General features: G+C 70.4%; 13 protein-coding genes. 7 read left to right on the forward strand and 6 right to left on the reverse strand.

The window, feature by feature from the left end:
* Window positions 1–556 precede the first annotated feature (556 nt).
* The 5 genes from DFR74_RS12495 to DFR74_RS12515 all read left to right on the forward strand — a co-directional run bounded on the left by DFR74_RS12495 (window position 557) and on the right by DFR74_RS12515 (window position 7,046).
* Window positions 557–1,702, forward strand: coding sequence for a TauD/TfdA family dioxygenase (locus DFR74_RS12495; protein WP_067508149.1), 1,146 nt, complete (start codon window positions 557–559; stop codon window positions 1,700–1,702).
* Window positions 1,674–2,684, forward strand: a complete 1,011-nt coding sequence (locus DFR74_RS12500) for an ornithine cyclodeaminase family protein (RefSeq protein ID WP_195124738.1) — start codon at window positions 1,674–1,676, stop codon at window positions 2,682–2,684. Before DFR74_RS12495 ends, DFR74_RS12500 begins: the two co-directional genes overlap by 29 nt.
* Window positions 2,675–4,522: a type III PLP-dependent enzyme domain-containing protein gene (locus tag DFR74_RS12505; protein ID WP_325050980.1), complete on the forward strand. Its 1,848-nt coding sequence runs from the start codon at window positions 2,675–2,677 to the stop codon at window positions 4,520–4,522. The genes DFR74_RS12500 and DFR74_RS12505 overlap by 10 nt, the downstream gene beginning before the upstream one ends.
* 71 nt (window positions 4,523–4,593) lie before the next feature.
* A complete protein-coding gene (locus DFR74_RS12510) occupies window positions 4,594–5,625 on the forward strand; it encodes a PLP-dependent cysteine synthase family protein (RefSeq protein ID WP_067508147.1) in 1,032 nt (343 codons plus the stop codon).
* Complete coding sequence (locus tag DFR74_RS12515) at window positions 5,622–7,046, forward strand: MATE family efflux transporter (RefSeq protein WP_067508312.1); 1,425 nt, start codon at window positions 5,622–5,624, stop codon at window positions 7,044–7,046. The genes DFR74_RS12510 and DFR74_RS12515 overlap by 4 nt, the downstream gene beginning before the upstream one ends.
* A 64-nt stretch (window positions 7,047–7,110) precedes the next feature.
* On the opposite strand, the gene DFR74_RS12520 is transcribed toward DFR74_RS12515, so the two are convergent.
* The 3 genes from DFR74_RS12520 to DFR74_RS12530 all read right to left on the reverse strand — a co-directional run bounded on the left by DFR74_RS12520 (window position 7,111) and on the right by DFR74_RS12530 (window position 8,821).
* Window positions 7,111–7,686, reverse strand: coding sequence for a TerD family protein (locus tag DFR74_RS12520; RefSeq protein ID WP_067508145.1), 576 nt, complete (start codon window positions 7,684–7,686; stop codon window positions 7,111–7,113).
* Window positions 7,687–7,742: 56 nt separating this feature from the next.
* A complete protein-coding gene (locus tag DFR74_RS12525) occupies window positions 7,743–8,228 on the reverse strand; it encodes a pyridoxamine 5'-phosphate oxidase family protein (RefSeq protein WP_067508310.1) in 486 nt (161 codons plus the stop codon).
* 140 nt (window positions 8,229–8,368) lie between these two features.
* Window positions 8,369–8,821 carry a flavodoxin domain-containing protein gene (locus DFR74_RS12530; protein ID WP_067508143.1) on the reverse strand — a complete coding sequence of 151 codons (453 nt, stop codon included), beginning with the start codon at window positions 8,819–8,821 and terminating at the stop codon, window positions 8,369–8,371.
* 506 nt (window positions 8,822–9,327) lie between these two features.
* On the opposite strand from DFR74_RS12530, the gene DFR74_RS12535 reads away from it, so the two are divergent.
* Complete coding sequence (locus DFR74_RS12535) at window positions 9,328–10,788, forward strand: stealth family protein (RefSeq protein ID WP_067508141.1); 1,461 nt, start codon at window positions 9,328–9,330, stop codon at window positions 10,786–10,788.
* Here the strand turns inward: DFR74_RS12535 and DFR74_RS12540 are convergent.
* On the reverse strand, window positions 10,736–11,689 hold the full coding sequence (locus tag DFR74_RS12540; protein ID WP_067508139.1) for a phosphodiesterase: 954 nt from the start codon (window positions 11,687–11,689) through the stop codon (window positions 10,736–10,738). The two genes, DFR74_RS12535 and DFR74_RS12540, sit on opposite strands and share 53 nt — an antisense overlap.
* A 204-nt stretch (window positions 11,690–11,893) precedes the next feature.
* Here DFR74_RS12540 and DFR74_RS12545 point away from each other — a divergent pair, with 204 nt between their 5' ends.
* On the forward strand, window positions 11,894–12,769 hold the full coding sequence (locus DFR74_RS12545; RefSeq protein WP_067508137.1) for an LLM class F420-dependent oxidoreductase: 876 nt from the start codon (window positions 11,894–11,896) through the stop codon (window positions 12,767–12,769).
* 10 nt (window positions 12,770–12,779) lie between these two features.
* Here the strand turns inward: DFR74_RS12545 and DFR74_RS12550 are convergent, their stop codons facing one another.
* A complete protein-coding gene (locus DFR74_RS12550; RefSeq protein WP_067508135.1) occupies window positions 12,780–13,487 on the reverse strand; it encodes a nucleoside triphosphate pyrophosphohydrolase in 708 nt (235 codons plus the stop codon).
* Window positions 13,484–17,098, reverse strand: coding sequence for a transcription-repair coupling factor (gene mfd / locus DFR74_RS12555; RefSeq protein WP_067508308.1), 3,615 nt, complete (start codon window positions 17,096–17,098; stop codon window positions 13,484–13,486). Before mfd ends, DFR74_RS12550 begins: the two co-directional genes overlap by 4 nt.
* Between the last annotated feature and the right edge of the window lie 717 nt (window positions 17,099–17,815).

The following is a 17,815-nucleotide window of genomic DNA, read 5'->3' on the forward strand; positions in this document are numbered from 1 at the left end:
GACCGTGTTTGTCGTCACGCTCGGGAGAATGGCGCCGGTCGCCCTGCCGACCATCGCGGGGGATTCCCTGGGCACTCACGGGCCGGATCGCGCGCGTTCCCCGCCGGAGTCGTCACGCGACCCGCGCGACCGCGGCCCGGCGCGATGGACCGGAATCGCGCCCCTGACGCACCGCCGCCGGAAGCTGCGGCACGCGCGCAATGACGACTCGCCACACCGGAAATCATTCTCGACGCCTGGAACACCCTGCCCCGCAAGGAGTTCCACATCCGTTCGGTGCACCCAGCGACACCGCTCCAACCAGGGCAGGCTAGCCTAATTGCACTGTCCGCCTACGGATATGACGTCAGAGCGGTAGCACTCCCGCCGGTCACGGGCACGATGTCCGGGAAACGGCGTCGGCACTACCTCCGGGATTTAACCTCGGTGATACGCGCACGCTATTATCTCTCGCAGCAATTAGGCAAGCCTTGCTTAAGAGAGCAAGAGGCGCTAGCTTCGCAGATCGATCGTCACCACCCCGATTCTCGACCCGATGCGAAGAAGGGAACATCCGGTGAAAAGCGTTCTCTCCGAACGTAAGACGTTTCACCCGCATGATATCGAACGCCGCGAGCTGAGCGCCGCCACCGCCGCGGCGGTGCGCCGGATCGCCGGTGAGATCTGCGCCACATTACCGGACGGCCCGCGCGCGGCCGTGGCGCGCACCCTCACCGACCCCGCGCTGCTCACGCTGATCGAGGAAGGCACCGCCGATCTGCCCGAGGAGGTGCGCCACGCCATGCGCGCGCCGGGCGACGCGGGCGCCTGCGTGGTGCGCCGGATCCCGGTGACCGACGACGAATTCGGCCCCACCCCGCCCAGCTGGCGCGAGGCCGCCCGGTGGAGCGCGGATACCCGGCGCGGCAACTCTTTCCAGCTCGACGTCGTGCTGCTGCTGCTCGCGCGCGCCGCCGGTGAGCCGTTCGGCTGGCACGGCCAGCAGGACGGCCGCCTGGTCAATAACATCCTGCCGACGCCGGGCCACGAGGACGAGCAGTCCGGCGCGAGCAGCAAGACCCTGCTGTGCCCGCACACCGAGGACGCCTTCCACCCGGCCCGCGCCAACCTGCTGATGCTCGGCTGCCTGCGCAATCCGGACAGGGTGGGCACCACCGTGTCCTCGGTCCGCCGCGCCGAACTCACCGACGACGAGCGCGCGTTGCTGAGCACGCCGACGCTGCCGATCCTGCCCGACGTCTCCTACGGGACCGGGCACGAGAAATACACGCCGCCCCCGCTGCCGACCATGTGGGACGCCGCCGAAACGAGCGGCGGCGCTTCGGCTCCCACGCTGCGCTACGACCCCGCCTACACCCCGCTCGACGACGCCGATCCGGAATTCCGGCGCGCCTACACGCGACTCACCGCCGAATTGGAAAGGGTATGTGTCACCGCGGCGCTGGCCCCCGGCGAGCTGCTTCTGGTGGACAATGACGTCGCGGTGCACGGCCGGGTGCCGTTCACCGCGCGTTACGACGGCACCGACCGGTGGCTCAAGCGGGTCAATATCCGCTTGCCCGAACGGCCGCGCCGTCCCGCGGAAGCCGACGAGAATGGTTACGGGCAACGAATTGTCGCCCCGTTCCGGAACGGAAACGGCCGAGCGGAGACAGAGCGGGAAACGACGACACATGATCGAGGAACCGTTGAACACTCGTGATCGGAGCATGCCGCTGCGCGTGCTGAGCCGCAGCGACCTCGCGGACGTTCCCATCACCCCGCACGACGTGGTGCGCGCCGTCGAGGAGGCGTATCTCGCGCTGGCCGCGGGCGATTCGGACAACCCGCGCAAACTGAGCGTCGCCAACCCGGACGGCTGGTCGGTCGCCTACGCCATGCTCGGCCGCGACGGGCGCAGGCGCGTGGTGGCCATGAAGACCTCCTACAAGTTCGATCCGGGCCACGACCGCAGCACCAAGCGCTACTACACCACCATCACGCTCTACGACGACACCACCGGCGCGCCCATCGCGATGATGGACTGCGCCAGGGTCGGGGCGCTGCGCACGCCCGCCGTGTCGGCGCTGCTGGTGCGCGAGACCATGCGCCGCGGCGCGGAGAGCGTGCTGCTGATCGGCACCGGCACCCAGGGCCGCAACGCCCTGCCGCATCTGCTCGCCGCGAATCCGCAGCTGCGCAAGCTCATGGTGTACGGCACGCACGCCGAAGGACTCGCGGCGGTGCACAGTCATCTGGCCGCGCACAATCCGCACGCGGTGCTCGAGACCGTGCCCGACCCGCGCGCCGCCGCGGCCGCCGCCGATGTGGTGCTGGCGACCGCGGGGCCCGGCACCGAAGTGGCGCTGGAGGCCGACGATCTCGCGCCCGGCGCCACCGCCGTGCTGGTGGGATACGGCCTGGCGCCCTCCGCGCTGGTGCACGCCGACCGCGTGGTCGCCACCAGCGCCGAGCAGATGCGCCTGACCGGCACCGATATGGCGGGCCCCGACGGCACGCTGCGCGCCGTGGACGCCGAACTGCCGCACATCCTGACCCGCCGGGCCGTGGCCCGCCGCTCCGACGAGGAGAAGATCTTCGTCTACAACAGCGGTCTGGTGCTCACCGATATCGCGGTCGCGCACGCGCTCGCCGAGCGCGCCATCGCCGAGGGACGCGGCACGGAGGTGCCCCTGTGGGATTAGAGGTCGCCGCCGACAACGTCGCCGAGCCCGTCGACCCCGACGCCATGATGCTGTTCGACATCGACCCGCCACGCCAGGTGCGCGGCGGGTCCGCTGTGCCAAGCGATCGCGACGACCCGCTGCTGGAGTTCGCCCCGGTCCCTTGCCCTTTCGACGCACCCGCGCCACCGGCCCCCGGGAATCGCGACGACAGCACCTCGAACGCCTCACCGATGGATGTCGCGCTGCCGTTGCCGGAGCTGGAACATGTTGCGCCGCAGGTCATCGCGCCCGAACCGGCATCCGCGACTCCGGATCGTGCGCGCCCGCATACCGATACGCCCCCGCCGCGCACGATCGGCACCGCGCCGGAGGACAACGACACGCCCGCCCCGGAACGCGGCGGTGTGTCCGAACACGAACACGCGGAGACGAGCGCGGACCAGACGCCCACCGCCTCCGACGACTCCCCCCTGCTCGAGCTGGCGGCCGAGGAGATCGCGGCCGAGACCGCGCCCCACGGCATCACCGCCCCCGCCCTGCCCGCGCACCTGGACGAGTGGGAGCGGCGGGTGCTCGCCGATCCGGATCTGCTGGCCGATATCGCGTACGCGGTGGGCGGGCCGTTCCACCTGATGTATCCCGCGCGAGTCGGCCAGAACATCCGCGCGTTCCGTGACGCATTCGCCGCCGCGGGGGTCGACGGGGTCGTCTACTACGGCAAGAAGGCCAACAAGGCCGCGTGCGTCGCGCGGGCCTGCGCCGAGAACGGTGCGGGCATCGACGTTTCCAGCGTCGGCGAGCTGACCTCGGCGCTGGCGGGCGGGGTGCGTGGCGAGGACCTGGTGGTGACCGGTCCGGCCAAGGCGCGCGAGCTGCTGTGGCTGGCCGTGCGCCACGGCGCGCTGCTGGCCGTGGACGATCTGGACGAACTCGATCGCCTCGCCGAACTCGCCACCGCCGCGCTGCCCGCCCGGGTGCTGTTGCGCGTCCTGCCCCCGGGTTCGGCGAGCCGCTTCGGCATGTCCGCCGAGGAACTGGACGCGGCGCGGGCGGTGATCGCGGCGTCGGGTCCGGTCGGGCTGGAACCGATCCGCTTGGAGGGCTTCAGCTTCCACCTGTCCGGCTACGACGCCGTCGCCCGCGCGGAACTCGCCGCCGAGCTGATCGACCGCTGCGTCTCCGCCCGCGAATACGGCCATCCCGTCACCACCCTGTCCATCGGCGGCGGCTTCGGCGTCGACTATGTGCCGAACGACGCGTGGGAAGAGTTCACGGAAGGCGTCGATCGCGCCTGGTTTCACGCCGGGAAGTCGTTCGGCTCCTACTACCCGTATCACTTCCCCACGCCCGGCGCCGCGATGCTCGCCGAGATTCTCGCGCACAACGACCTCGCGACAAAGCTGCGCGACAACGACATTCGCCTCGCCGTCGAACCGGGCCGCGCCCTGCTCGACCGCGCCGGCAGCACGGTGTTCCGGGTGCAGGGCGTGAGAACCCGTCGGGCGCACGGCGCCCCGTACGACTTGCTCACCGTGGACGGCAGCAGCCTGAGCCTGTCCGAGCAATGGTTCGACAGCGAATACCTGCCCGACCCGGTGCTGTGGCCGCGGCGCCCCGGCACGCCGACCCCGACGAGTGTCGGCGCGGCCAGCTGTCTGGAATCCGACATGCTCAGCTGGCGGCGGATCCCGTTGCCGCGGGCGGCCGCGGTGGGCGATCTGCTGGTCTACCCGAACACCGCCGGTTACCAGATGGATTCCAACGAATCGGGCTTCCACGAGTTGCCGATCCCGCCCAAGGTGGTACTCGCGGAAGAACCAGGCGGCCGCCGACGCTGGTCGCTGGACGCTCGATAACCCCACGCACCACAGGCCGCACCGCACCCGCCCCGGCGGTGCCGCCCGCCCGCACACCCGAGGAGACTCCCATGCCGATCGTCACGCGTGTCACGGACCTGATCGGTCGCACCCCGCTGTTCGAGCTGGCCACCACCGACACCGGCACCCGCCTGCTGCTCAAGCTCGAACCGTTCAACCCCACCGGCGCCGCCAAGATCCGGATGGCGCGCGCGATGGTGCTCGAGGCCGAGCGGCAGGGTTTGCTGCGAAGTGGCGGGCATATCATCGAGTCCACGTCCGGCAATACCGGACTCGGCCTCGCGGTGGTCGCCGCCGAACGCGGATACCGGTTCACCGCCGTGGTCGACCACCACGCATGTAAGGACAAGCTGCGCGCGATGCGAGCGATGGGTGCGAAACTGGTGTTCGTCTCCGCCGAGGGCGACGACGACCTGGCCACCTCGGCGCGGGAGGACCTGGCCGAGGCCATGGCCGCCGAGCGCGCGGACGCCTACTTCACCGAACAGCACAACAACCCGGCCAACGCGCTGGGCTATCACGCTGTCGCCGAGGAGTTGCTGGAGGACCTGGATCGGGTCGACATCCTGCTCTCCGCGGTCGGCACCGGCGGGTCGCTGTTCGGCACCGCGGCCCGGCTGCGCCAACTCGGGCAACCCCCGTATGTCATAGGCGTGGAGCCGGTGGGCTCCATCGCGTTCGGCGGTCCCGGCGGCCCGTACTGGCAGTCCGGCACCGGCACCCCGCCCGGCGCCACCATCGGCACGGCCGTGGACTATTCGCTGCTGGACGAGGGTGTGAAGGTCTCCGACGAGGCCGCCTTCGCCACCGCGCGCGCCGTCGCCGCCAAGCTCGGACTCATGATCGGCGGGTCGGCGGGCGGCTCGGTGTACGAAGGGCTCACCCGGCTGTCCGACTTCCCGCCCGGCTCGACCATCGTCACCATCGTCTGCGACGGCGGCGAGAAATACCTCGACACCGTCTTCGACGACGAGTGGATGGCCGCGCGCGATCTGCTCGCCCCGGACACCGAACGCGCCGTGCTCGACCTCCTGGACCGCTACGCGCCCACGCGCCGAAAGCAATTGGCGGAGGTGTGGTGAACCTGGGCGAGTTCCGCGCCGACGGGCGACGGCTGGCCGCGCTGGCCACGCCGATCGCCATGACCCAACTGGCCCAGATCGCGGTGTCCACCACCAATATCGCGCTGATGGGCACGCTCGGCGTGCGGCAGGTGGCCGCGGGCGGGCTGGCGATCGTGCTGTTCAACCAGATCCGCACCATGTGCGTCGGATTGATCACCGGCACGGGCAACCAGATCGCGTCCGCGGTCAGCGCGGCGGGCAAGCGCGGCGAATCCGCCGACCGCGAGGTGCGGGAGGTGGTGCGCTCGAGCTTCCTGATCGCCACCCTCGCGGGCCTGCTCGGCGGTGTGCTGCTCGTCGGGCTGGGCTGGTCGCTGCAATGGCTCGGCCAGGACGCGGGCGTGCTCGCCGACGCGCGCCCGCTCATGGTCGCGCTCGCGCCGGGCTTGCTGCCATGCCTGTGGTTCCAGGTGCTGCGCCAGTACACCGTGGGCCTGCAACGGCCGCAGGCGCTGCTGCTGGTGACGCTCGGGTCGGTGGTGCTGAATCTGGTGCTGGCGCTGGCGTTCATGCACGGCTGGGCCGGGCTGCCCGCGCTCGGGCTCACCGGCATCGGCGTGGCCACCTCGCTGGTCTTCCTGATCACCTTCGCCGTGTTCTGGGCGATGGTGCGCCGCGACGCGGAACTCGGCCGCACGCTGGCGATCCGGCCGTGGCCGGTGCAGCGCGCCACCGTGGTGTCGGAGTTGAAGCTGGGCACGCCGATCGCGCTGACCTACGGGTCGGAGGCGGGCATGTTCTCGGTGCTGGCCCTGGTGATGGGCAGCATCGGCCCGGCGGCGCTGGCCGCGCACAATGTGGTGTACCAGATCATCTACATCGTGTTCCAGGTCGCGATCGGGCTCTCGCACGGCGCGTCCATCCTGGTCAGCCACGCCGTCGCGCGCGACGAGTACACGCACGCCAAGGCGCTGGCCTGGCTCGCCCTGCGCTACGCGGGCGTGATCGCGGTGGTCACCGGCCTGGCGTACGTGCTCGTGCCCGATCTGGTGCTGCGCCCGTTCCTCGATCCCGGCGACACCGGGACCGTCGAGTTGGCGCACACCCTGCTGTTGATCGGCATCGTGCTGCAATTCTTCGACGCGGCGCAGAACATCGGCACCGGATTGTTGCGCGGGCTCAAGGAGACCCGGATCGGATTCCGGCTCTCCCTGGTGGGGTACTGGATGGTCGGCCTGCCCAGCGCGCTGCTGCTCGCGTTCCCGGTGGGCCTGGGCGCGGCCGGTGTGTGGTGGGGCCTGACGGCCGGTCTGGCCACCACGGCCGTGCTCATGCTGTGGCGCTATTTCGCGCTGCTCGACGGCCGCGCCGCCGAATACCCGCGCCCGCTGCCCGGCCCGGCCGCCGAGCGCGAACTCACCCGGCGCCGCGGGGCCTGACCGCGACGAGAACCGCCCCCGGCTCGATCACGAACCGGGGGCGGACATCTCGCGTGGGTGCGACCTAAACGTTGACGCCGTAGTCGCGCGCGATACCGGCCAGGCCGGAGGCGTACCCCTGGCCGATGGCCCGGAACTTCCACTCCGCGCCGTGCCGGTACAGCTCGCCGAACACCATCGCGGTCTCGGTGGACGCGTCCTCGCTGAGGTCGTAACGGGCCAGCTCGGCGCCGGTGACGGCGTCGACGACGCGGATGAACGCGTTGCGGATCTGGCCGAACGACTGGCCGCGCGCGTCGGCGTCGTGGATCGAGACCGGGAAGAAGATGTTGGTGATCGTCGGCGGCGTGGCGGCCAGGTCGATGTTGATCACCTCGTCGTCACCCTCGCCCTCGCCGGTGAGGTTGTCACCGGTGTGCTCGATGGTGCCCTCCGGCGAACGCAGGTTGTTGTAGAAGATGAAGTGCTTGTCGGACAACACCTTCAGGTTCTGTCCCGTGGCGAGCGCACTCGCGTCGAGGTCGTAGTCCGCCCCCGTCGTAGTGCGCACGTCCCAGCCCAGGCCGACGGACACTTTGGTGAGATTCGGCGCCTGCTTGGACAGCGAGACGTTTCCGCCCTTGGCGAGTGTGACGCTCATGGTCCCCTTCCCTTCGGCGCGGGTGCGCCGCGTTTCCTCTTACAGTTTTACCCGGTTCAGTGGTCGTGCTCGCGCGCCCATTCCCTCAGCGTCTCGACCCGGCCCTGCAACGCCCGCAGCTCGGTCTGATCCAGCACGGTGCGCTGAATGCCCTTGTCGACCTCGAACGCCGACTGCCGGTGATCGTCGATCACCGCGACATCGATGCGCACGGCCACGTAGTCCGGCGCCTCGGGCATCGGATCGGCGATCACCTCGGCGGTGCCGCGCGCGCAGAGCGCGACGTTGCCGCCGCCGAGGATGACCAGGGCGACCTCGGGCCGCTCCCGCAGCCGGGCCAGCGAACCGCGATCGAACTTGAGGCTGATCAGGATTCGCCGGTCGCCCGCGCGCACGGGCCACGACACCGGGATGGCGTGCGGGGCCGGATCGGTGGTCACGAGGACGGCGATGGTCTCGCGGGGCCATTCCGGGAGCACGTCCAGCTCGGGATGTTCGGTCGAGTGGTCTTGACGTTGCGCTGGGCTCACTCCGGCTGCCATCTTCGTCACCTCGCGGATCGTCGCGCGCGACGGGCTGTGCCGCGCTGACAGCCAGTCTAAAACGCTGCGCCACATGCCCGCTGGCGCACCGAACTCCGAGCGGGGGATCTCAGGGAGATTTCAGGACCCGCCGGGGCCGCTCAGACGGCGGCCAGTTCGCGGATGGGCAGCGACCGCGCCCACTCGCGCGCCATGTCCTTCACCTTCACGTCGGTGGAGGCGTCGTGGCGCCCGTGCTCGCCGACTTGGACCGCGCCGCGCGCGGTCAGCTTCTCCGCGCAGATCTCGCCGCCGCGGTTGAACGTGTCCTCGTAGACCGAATCGCCCAGGCCGAACACGGCGAAGCGCAGGCCGGTGAGGTCGGGCTCGCGGGCGTCGAGCGCGTCGAAGAACGGCTCCGCGCCGGTGGGCAGGTCGCCGTCGCCGTAGGTGGAGCAGACGATGACGTGGAAGTCGGCGACGTCGAGGTCCTCGGGGTCGTAGTCGAGCATGTCGTAGAGGGACACGTCGTGGGCGGCCAGCTCGTCCGCCACGCTCTCGGCGGCGGACTCCGAGGTGCCCATCTCCGAACCGAACAGAATGACCACACGCACCGCGAACGCTCCTTTCCGTGCCGCCCCGGCCTGCGCCGGGACCCGCAGAATTCGTTTTGGCGAGGCTACCCTAATTTCGGCCCGAATGGGCAGCCGGGCCGGGCCCGATCGCCCCTGTTCGCGCCTCCGATTGACGGAATCCTCGCGCGGATGCATCATTTCTGGCAACGCCCTGTTCAACAGGGGTTCTTCTCCCGGTCGGCCGACGATTGCCCGACCGTCGCGCTGCCGCCGGTCCGGCCGCACCGCCGTATTCCGGTCCAGCGCTCCCGTCCACGTCGACGCTTCGGCGTCCCGCCGTAAGTGAGGTGAGAACTGGTGTCCCGATCGTTCGTCATCCGGCGTATCACCGCGTTCCTGCACTACGGCAGCGCTCCCCATTTCTGACTCCGCACCGCACCGGGTAAGGCCGTCCGCGACGCGACGCCGTCGCACGGCCCGCCCGGCTCCCGGTGCGGTGCGAACGAGCGCGCGGGCGAGTCATCCGACAGCGAAGTGGAGGCGAAGTGGACATCGAATCGGGTACGGCGCGCGTGGGTTTCGGCACGGTCGGCGCACTGGCGGGCAATCTCGCCGTCGCGGAGACGACCGTCGCCGACCTCGGCTATCTGCGCGGACAGCTGGCGGCGGCCGAAGTGCCGTTCCTGCTGGTCCGCGACACGGGGCACCGGTTGATCCTGGCCGCCGACGCGGCGCACCGCGCCATGGTCGCGCGGGTGACCGAAGCCGCCGAGGCCGCGGGATTCGCCTGCGAGCCGGTGGGGTCCGGTGTGCTGCGGCTGGGCCGCGACCCCGATCCCGCGCACCACGTGGAGCTGGAACTGTGGGAGTACCACGGTGACACCGTCACCTGCCCGCGCCCGAACGCGTTGACGCGCACCGTATTCGACCTCGCCGATGTGGAGACGACCCAGATCCGGCTCTACGACCGGGTCTGGCCGACGCTGGCGGACATGTTCGCGCCGAATGTCACCGACGTGAACTTCGACATCGACATCGTCTTCTCCTGGGTCGACGGTTCCGATCCGGAGTTCCGCGCCCGCCGGGCCGGGATGATGGCGCAGGTCGTCGTGGGCGAGGGCGACGACGCCGACGCGCGCATCCGCCAGATCGAGGAACTGCGCTACGCGCTGCGCTCGGTGCACAAGAACGCGCCGTGGATCCGGCGCATCTTCATCGCCACCGACTCCCGCGTGCCCGACTGGCTCGCCGACCACCCGCGCGTCACGGTGGTGCGCGCCCTCGACCACTTCCGCGACACCGACGGGCTGCCCACCTTCAACTCGCACGCCGTGGAATCGCAGTTGCAGCACATCGAGGGGCTCAGCGAGCACTTCCTGTACTCCAACGACGACATGTTCTTCGCGCGGCCGGTGCGCCCGTCGATGTTCTTCACCCCGGCCGGCGTGAGCCGGTTCATCGAGGCCGACACCCGCATCGGCGCGGGCCGGAACAACGAGCGGCGCAGCGGATTCGAGAACGCCGCCCGGGTGAACCGGCAGCTGCTGGCGCGGCGTTTCGGGCACGTCATCACCCGGCACCTCGAGCACACGCCGGTGCCGCTGCGGCGAGATGTGCTGCTGGAGATGGAGACCGAGTTCGCCGAGGATTTCGCGCGCACGGCGGCGAGCCGATTCCGTTCGGCCACCGACATTTCCGTCACGAACTCGCTCTACCACTACTACGCGATGCTCACCGGGCGCGCGGTGCCGCAGGAGGCGGCGCGGGTGCGCTACGTGGACACCACCAGCCGGGCCGGCCTGGCGCTGCTCGACGAGCTGGCCGCGCACCGCGACGTGGACTTCTTCTGCCTCAACGACGGCAGCTTCCCCGAGATCCCGGAAAGCGAACGGGTGCGGGCGGTTTCGCAATTCCTGGCGCACTGGTTCCCGGAACCCGCGCCGTGGGAACGGATCAGCGCACCGCCCCGTCGCCCGCTTGCCGATCCGACGGCGGGCGCCGCATGACGTGCGGGATGCGCGCGGCGGGCGGGATCACGATGCCCGCCGCGGCCAGCTTCTCGGCGGCCTGCTCGGGGGTGGCGGGCTCGCCGACGGTGGGGCCCGCGTCGATCGGGACCACCGTGTGCACCACGGTGTCCGGGTAGACGTGCACGAAGTTGAACGCCTGCGCGCCGTCGCGGCCGCGCAGGCCCCCCTCGGCGACGCCGAGATCCTGGGTGTAGCAGGTGGCCGAGGACACCGACACCGGGATGCCCGCGAACGTGGCGAAGGTGGACAGGTGCACGTGACCGGCCAGGATCGCGCGCACGTCGGAGCCGTCCAGCACCGCGGCCAGCCTGCGCTGATCGCGTAGTTCCACGGTGACGGCCAGGTCCAGCACGCACGGCACCGGCGGGTGGTGCATGGCCAGGACGGTGCCGAACGGGGCCGGCTCGGCCAGCACCGACCGCAACCAGTCGAGCTGTCGGTCGCTGATCTCGCCGTAGTGGTGGCCGGGAACGGAGGTGTCGAGGGCGACGATCCGCAGTCCGTCGACCATGTGCACCCGGTCGAACGGCTCGTCGGAGGCGGTCTCGCCGAGCAGGCCGCTGCGCAGCGCGCCCCGGTCGTCATGATTGCCCATCACCCACACCACGGGCGCGCCGAGTTCCTCGGCGAACGGGTCCACCAGCGCGCGCAGTTTCGCGTATGCGCCGGGCTCGCCCCGGTCGGTGAGGTCGCCGGTGAACACCAGCGCGGTGGGGCGGATGCGGCTGGCCGCCGCGTGGTCGAGCAGCTGGCGCAACCGTCGCTCGGCGTCCACGGCGCCGTAGAGCGCGTCGTCACCGGCGATCAGATGGGTGTCGCTGAAATGGAAAAGCACATGATCCGGCCGCGGGTGCTCCGCGACTCTGCTGATGGGCACCGGACCGCAGTCCCTCCCGGCGGGTCTCCGCCATCGGCTTCGGGTCGCCGGACAGAATAGCGAACCCGTACCGTTCTTTTCTCCCCCACCACGGTGACGGCCCGCTTGCGCGCGGGTGAGAGTTCGGTGTCGACTCGGAATCCGCAGGTATCGCGCCCGTCGCGGGGTTGACTTGGAGTGCGCTCCAGGTCATAGCCTGGCGGCATGCGACTCGGAATTCATGTGCCGAACTTCGATATGCCCGGTGGACCGGGCGCGATCGCGCCGGAACTGGCGCGGGTGGGGGCCGCCGCCGAGGAGGCGGGCGCCGACTGGCTCTCCTTCATGGACCACTTCTTCCAGATCCCGCCGCGCGGCGAGGCCACCCAGCCGATGCTGGAGGGCTACACCTCGCTCGGCTACCTCGCGGCGCACACCTCGCGAATTCGCCTGGGCCTCTTGGTGACCGGTGTGACCTACCGGCACCCCGGCCTGCTGGCCAAGATCGTGACCACGCTCGACGTGCTGTCCGGCGGGCGGGCGACGCTCGGGATCGGCGCCGCGTGGTTCGAGCGCGAACACCTCGGGCTGGGAGTCGAGTTCCCGCCGCTGGCCGAACGGTTCGAGCGCCTGGAGGAGGCGCTGCGGATCGTCCAGCAGATGTGGGACCAGGGCGAGAACGGGCCGTTCGAGGGCAAGTACTACCGGCTCGCGGAGACGCTGTGCTCGCCGCCGCCGGTGACGCAGCCGCGCCCGCCGATCCTCATCGCGGGCGGTGGTGAACGCAAGACGCTGCGGCTGGTCGCCCAGTACGGGGACGGGTGCAACCTCTTCTTCGACACTCCCGAGGGCGTCGCGCACAAACTGGACGTGCTGCGCGCGCACTGCGACACCGTCGGCCGCGACTACGACGCGATCGAGAAGACCATGATCTACGCCGCCGGACAGCCGGGCCCCGACTTCGCCGACCGAATGAGCGATTACGCGCGGCTGGGCATCGATACGGTGATGGTCGCCCCGCCCGGCGACCACCCGGCGCAGTGGATCACCGACGTGTGCGCGCCGCTGGTACCGAAACTCGCGGATCTGCCCAGGAATTGAGCCAACGCCTTCAGTCGTAGGCGGGCCAGTGGGTGCGCCAGTCCTCCGGGGACAGTGGAAGGCGTTCGCCCCGAACCGATTCCGCGGCGTCCTCGGCGGCGCGGATATCGGCGGCGAACGCCAATGTCGCCTTGCGCAGGCGTTCCTCGGCGCTCTCCGGCTCGCCGAGGTGCACGATGCGCAGGGTCTCGGGGACCAGATCGTCGGGCAGCCCGGCGCGCGCGCTGCGGGCGCGCACCTTCTCCGCCAGCGCGAGCGCGGGCTGCGCCATGGCGATGCCGTCCAGGCAGGAGCGGCGCGCCTTCTCCGTGGATTTGCGCTCCTCCCAGGCGCGTTCCTGCGCGGCGATCTTCTCCTCGACCGTCGCGTCCGGCCCCAGCTCCGACTCGCGCAGCAGCGGGCTGCGATGCACCAGCTTGGCCACCAGCGCGGCGGCCACGTCATCGACGGTGAATTCGCCTGCCGCTTCGGCGATCCGGGAGTGGAACAGCACCTGCAGCAGCAGGTCGCCCAGCTCCTCCTTGATGGTCTCGGCGTCGGCGTGCTGGATGGCGTCGAGCAGTTCGTAGGTCTCCTCGAGCAGGTAGGGGCGCAGCGAGTCGTGGGTCTGGGTGCGCTCCCAGCCGCCGAAATGCCAGAGCCGGTCCATCACCTCGACGGCGTCGGCCAGCCCCGCGGCCACCGTGCGGCGGGCCTCGTCGCGTTCGGCGCGCGTCACAGGCCCGCGCTCGCCTCGGTCGCGACCGTGAGATCCACGGCGCCCTGGGCCTTTCCGTCCAGCGCCAGCAGCAGATCCGCCACGAACTGCAACAGCCGCACGTCGCGCACCCGCTCCGCGCCCACGCTGTCCTCCACGCGCGGCAGCGGCAGCTGCACCACGCCGCTGGCGGGCTTGTAGCTCGCGCTCGGGTAGATCCGCTTGAGCCGCAGCTGTTTCGAGTCGGGCAGGTTCAGCATCGGCGAGATCTTCAATGTGGTTCCGGTGACGGCGATCTCGGTGACGCCGTACTCGCGGGCCAGCAGCCGCAGCTTGGCCACCGACACCAGCCTGCCCACCTCCACCGGCAGCGGGCCGTAGCGGTCGACCAGTTCCTCGATCACGGCGGCCAGCGCCGGATCGTCCTGTGCGGAGGCCAGTTTGCGGTATGCCTCCAGCCGCAGGCGGTCGCTGGCGATGTAGTCGGGCGGGATGTGCGCGTCCACCGGCAGATCGATGCGCACCTCCTTGACCTCCTCTTGCACGATCGGCTTGCCGTCGGCGGCCGCGCGATACGCCTCCACCGCCTCACCGACCAGCCGCACGTACAGATCGAAGCCGACGCCCGCCACGTGCCCGGACTGTTCGGCGCCCAGCACGTTGCCCGCGCCGCGAATCTCCAAGTCCTTCATGGCCACCGCCATGCCCGCGCCCAGATCGGAGTTCTGCGCGATGGTGGCCAGGCGGTCGTAGGCGGTCTCGGTGAGCGGCTTCTCCGGCGGATACAGGAAGTAGGCGTACCCGCGCTCGCGGCTGCGCCCGACGCGGCCGCGCAACTGGTGCAGCTGCGAAAGTCCCAGCGCGTCGGCGCGTTCCACGATGAGGGTGTTCGCGTTGGAGATGTCCAGGCCGGTCTCGATGATGGTGGTGCAGACCAGCACGTCGTATTCGCGCTGCCAGAAGCCCTGCACGGTCTGCTCGAGCATGTCCTCGTTCATCTGGCCGTGCGCGACCACCACCCGCGCCTCGGGCACCAGATCGCGAATCCGCTTGGCGGCCTTGTCGATCGAGGACACCCGGTTGTGCACGTAGAACACCTGGCCGTCGCGCAGCAGTTCGCGGCGGATAGCGGCGGTGACCTGTTTGTCGTTGTAGCCGCCGACGTAGGTGAGCACCGGATGGCGCTCCTCGGGCGGGGTGAGGATGGTCGACATCTCGCGGATGCCCGCCAGGCTCATCTCCAGGGTCCGCGGGATCGGGGTGGCCGACATGGTGAGCACGTCCACGTGCGTGCGCAGCGCCTTGATGTGCTCCTTGTGCTCCACACCGAAACGCTGCTCCTCGTCCACGACCACCAGGCCGAGGTTCTTCCACCGCACACCGGTCTGGAGCAGGCGGTGGGTGCCCACCACGATGTCGACGGAGCCGTCGGCCATCCCCTCCAGCACCGCGCGCGATTCGGCGGGATCGGTGAAGCGCGACAGGCCTTTCACGGTGACGGGGAAGCCCGCGACGCGCTCGGTGAACGTCTGGAGGTGCTGCTGGGCGAGCAGCGTGGTGGGCACCAGCACCACCACCTGCCTGCCGTCCTGCACGGCCTTGAACGCGGCGCGCACCGCGATCTCGGTCTTGCCGTACCCCACGTCGCCGCACACCACGCGGTCCATCGGGACCGGCTTCTCCATATCGGCCTTCACCTCGGCGATGGCCGTCATCTGGTCGACGGTCTCGGTGAACGCGAACGCGTCCTCCATCTCCTGCTGCCAGGGCGTGTCGGGTCCGAACGCGTGCCCGGGGGCCGCCTGGCGCGCGGCGTAGAGCTGCACCAGTTCGCCCGCGATCTCGCGAACGGCCTTGCGCGCCTTGCGTTTCGTGTTCGCCCAGTCCGAGCCGCCGAGTTTGGAGAGGCTGGGCATCTCACCGCCGACGTAGCGGGAGAGCTGGTCCAGCGACTCCATCGGCACGAACAGGCGATCGCCCGGCTGGCCGCGTTTGCCCGGCGCGTACTCGATGACGAGATACTCCCGGCGCGCGCCGCCGACGGTGCGCTCGATCATCTCCACGAACCGGCCGATGCCGTGCTGGTCGTGCACCACCATGTCGCCGGCATTGAGCGCGAGCGGGTCGACCTGGTTGCGCCGCTTGGCTGGCAGGCGCTTGCCCTCGGCGGGCGCGGTGACGCGGTTGCCGGTGAGGTCGGATTCGGCGACGACCACCAGTCCGGCGTCGTCGAAGATCACACCGTCGTGCAGCGAACCGCACAGCACCCCGACCACTCCGGGCGCGGGTTCGGCCCCCGGGTCCAGCGAGCCGGCAGGGACGTCGGCGTCGGACAGGCGCTCCAGCACGCGCTGCGCGGTGCCGTGACCCGCCACCACCACGACGGCGCGCCCGCCGGTGGCGACGTGCGCGCGCAGCGACGCGAAGATGGTGGCGACCAGCTCCTCGGACCCGCGCGCGGTGGGCCCGGCCAGCACCGGCAGCACCACCTCGGACGGGTCGCCCGAAGACAGCGGGCTCAGCGTCCACCAGGGCAGGCCGTGCCGGTCGGCGCTCTCGTGGATCTCGGGCAGCGCGCGATACGAGGAGGCCGCCAGGTCCAGGCCGTGCCCGCCCAGCGGGGCGGTGCCGCCGAACGACGCCGCCGTCCAGGACGCCTCCAGGAACTCCTCGCCGGTGCGCACCAGATCGGCCGCGCGGGTGCGGATCTTCTCCGGATCGCACAGCAGCACGTGCGTGCCCTCGGCCAGCTGATCGGTGAGCAGCCGCAGCTCACCGGGTTGCAGCACCGGCAGCAGCGCCTCCATGCCGTCCACGGGGATGCCCTCGGCGAGCTTGCTCAGCATCTCCACCAGCGCCGCGTCGGCGGCGTTCTCCTCCGCGACCAGGGCGGCGCGCTCCCGCACGGCCTCGGTGAGCAGCAGTTCGCGACACGGCGGGGCGACCACCACGTCGGCGGCGAGGTCGGTGAGCGAGCGCTGATCGGCGACGGCGAAGGGCCGCAGCTCGGTGATCTCGTCACCCCAGAACTCGACGCGCACCGGATGGTCGGCGGTGGGCGGGAACACGTCCAGGATGCCGCCGCGCACCGCGAACTCGCCGCGCTTGCCCACCATGTCGACCCGCGTGTAGGCGAATTCGACCAGGCGGGTGAGCAATTCGTCGAAGTCGAACTCGGCGCCGACCCGCAGCACGATCGGCTCGATGTCACCGAGGCCCGCCGCCATCGGCTGCATGAGCGAGCGCACCGTGGTCACCACCACCCGCAGCGGTTCCCCGAAGTTCGGGTCCTCGGGGTGGGCGAGGCGGCGCAGCACTTCGAGCCTGCGGCCGACGGTGTCGGCGCCCGGAGAGAGTCGCTCGTGCGGCAGCGTCTCCCAGGACGGGAACTGGGCGACCGATCCGCCGAGGATCTCGGTGAGCTCGACGGTCAGGTCGTCGGCCTCGCGGCCCGTCGCGGTCACCACGACCAGCGGGCGCTTCGCCGCCACGGCCGCCGCCACGAACGGCCGCACCGCCGAGGGCGCCACCAGCTCGACCGACGACTTGCCGACCAGCTCGGCGACGGTCCGCAGCGCGGCATCCGCACCGGCCGCCGCGGCCAGTCCTGCCAGTGGTGGACGGTGAGGCATCGACACAACTCCTGAGCTCGAGCGGGACACCCCGCCACTGGCGCGTTCACGGCCGGTCTATCAGTCGCCGCCACCACCTCCACACGACTAAGTCGGCAGGTCGAAGTGATGTTTCGGCGGTTAAAAACATACCTTGCCCGCCTCCCCGCGATTCTTGCCGGTCGTGGGAGCGGAGGCGCTTCGGGCACCGGGCCGGGGGTTGGCAGGGTGGTTGTGTTCTGGGCGTCGCATGCCCGCCTCCCCGCGATTCTCGCCGGTCGTGGGAGCGGAGGCGCTTCGGGCACCGGGCCGGGGGTTGGCAGGGTGGTTGTGTTCTGGGCGTCCCCGGTGAGTTACCCATGTTCGTGCGAAATCACGGGGGACTTGGATAGCTGGTGGGATGGGGCTCGATAGGTTTTCGTCCTGACTGGGGCAAGCACCGTTCAGTGCCAACGGGTCCCTCCGGCGTGTCCCCCGCTCCCCCGACTACGCGTCACACGGTCTCGCACGACCGTGGGTCACGCACCGGGTAGGCCCAAAAGGCTTGCAGTACACCGCTGTCGGACCTCACGCACTCCGACGACCGAGGGTTGGAAGGTGCAAAAGAACCATGTGATCTCGTACCTACATGGGTAACTCGTCGGGAACGCCCAGAACTCACCTCGCACAGAACCGCCGGCCCGGCCCGAAACCCACCCCCACTCCCACGACCGGCGAAAAAACGCGGAGAGGCGGAGG

Source organism: Nocardia puris (genome assembly GCF_003315035.1).
Lineage (GTDB): Bacteria > Actinomycetota > Actinomycetes > Mycobacteriales > Mycobacteriaceae > Nocardia > Nocardia puris.

What these genes read in the sequence shown, in the direction of transcription:
- DFR74_RS12500 (WP_195124738.1), top strand. Translation starts at nt 1,674, where the DNA reads ATGATCGAGGAACCGTTGAACACTCGTGATCGGAGCATGCCGCTGCGC.
- DFR74_RS12510 (WP_067508147.1), top strand. Translation starts at nt 4,594, where the DNA reads ATGCCGATCGTCACGCGTGTCACGGACCTGATCGGTCGCACCCCGCTG.
- DFR74_RS12520 (WP_067508145.1), bottom strand. Translation starts at nt 7,686, where the DNA reads ATGAGCGTCACACTCGCCAAGGGCGGAAACGTCTCGCTGTCCAAGCAG.
- DFR74_RS12525 (WP_067508310.1), bottom strand. Translation starts at nt 8,228, where the DNA reads ATGGCAGCCGGAGTGAGCCCAGCGCAACGTCAAGACCACTCGACCGAA.
- DFR74_RS12545 (WP_067508137.1), top strand. Translation starts at nt 11,894, where the DNA reads ATGCGACTCGGAATTCATGTGCCGAACTTCGATATGCCCGGTGGACCG.
- mfd (WP_067508308.1), bottom strand. Translation starts at nt 17,098, where the DNA reads ATGCCTCACCGTCCACCACTGGCAGGACTGGCCGCGGCGGCCGGTGCG.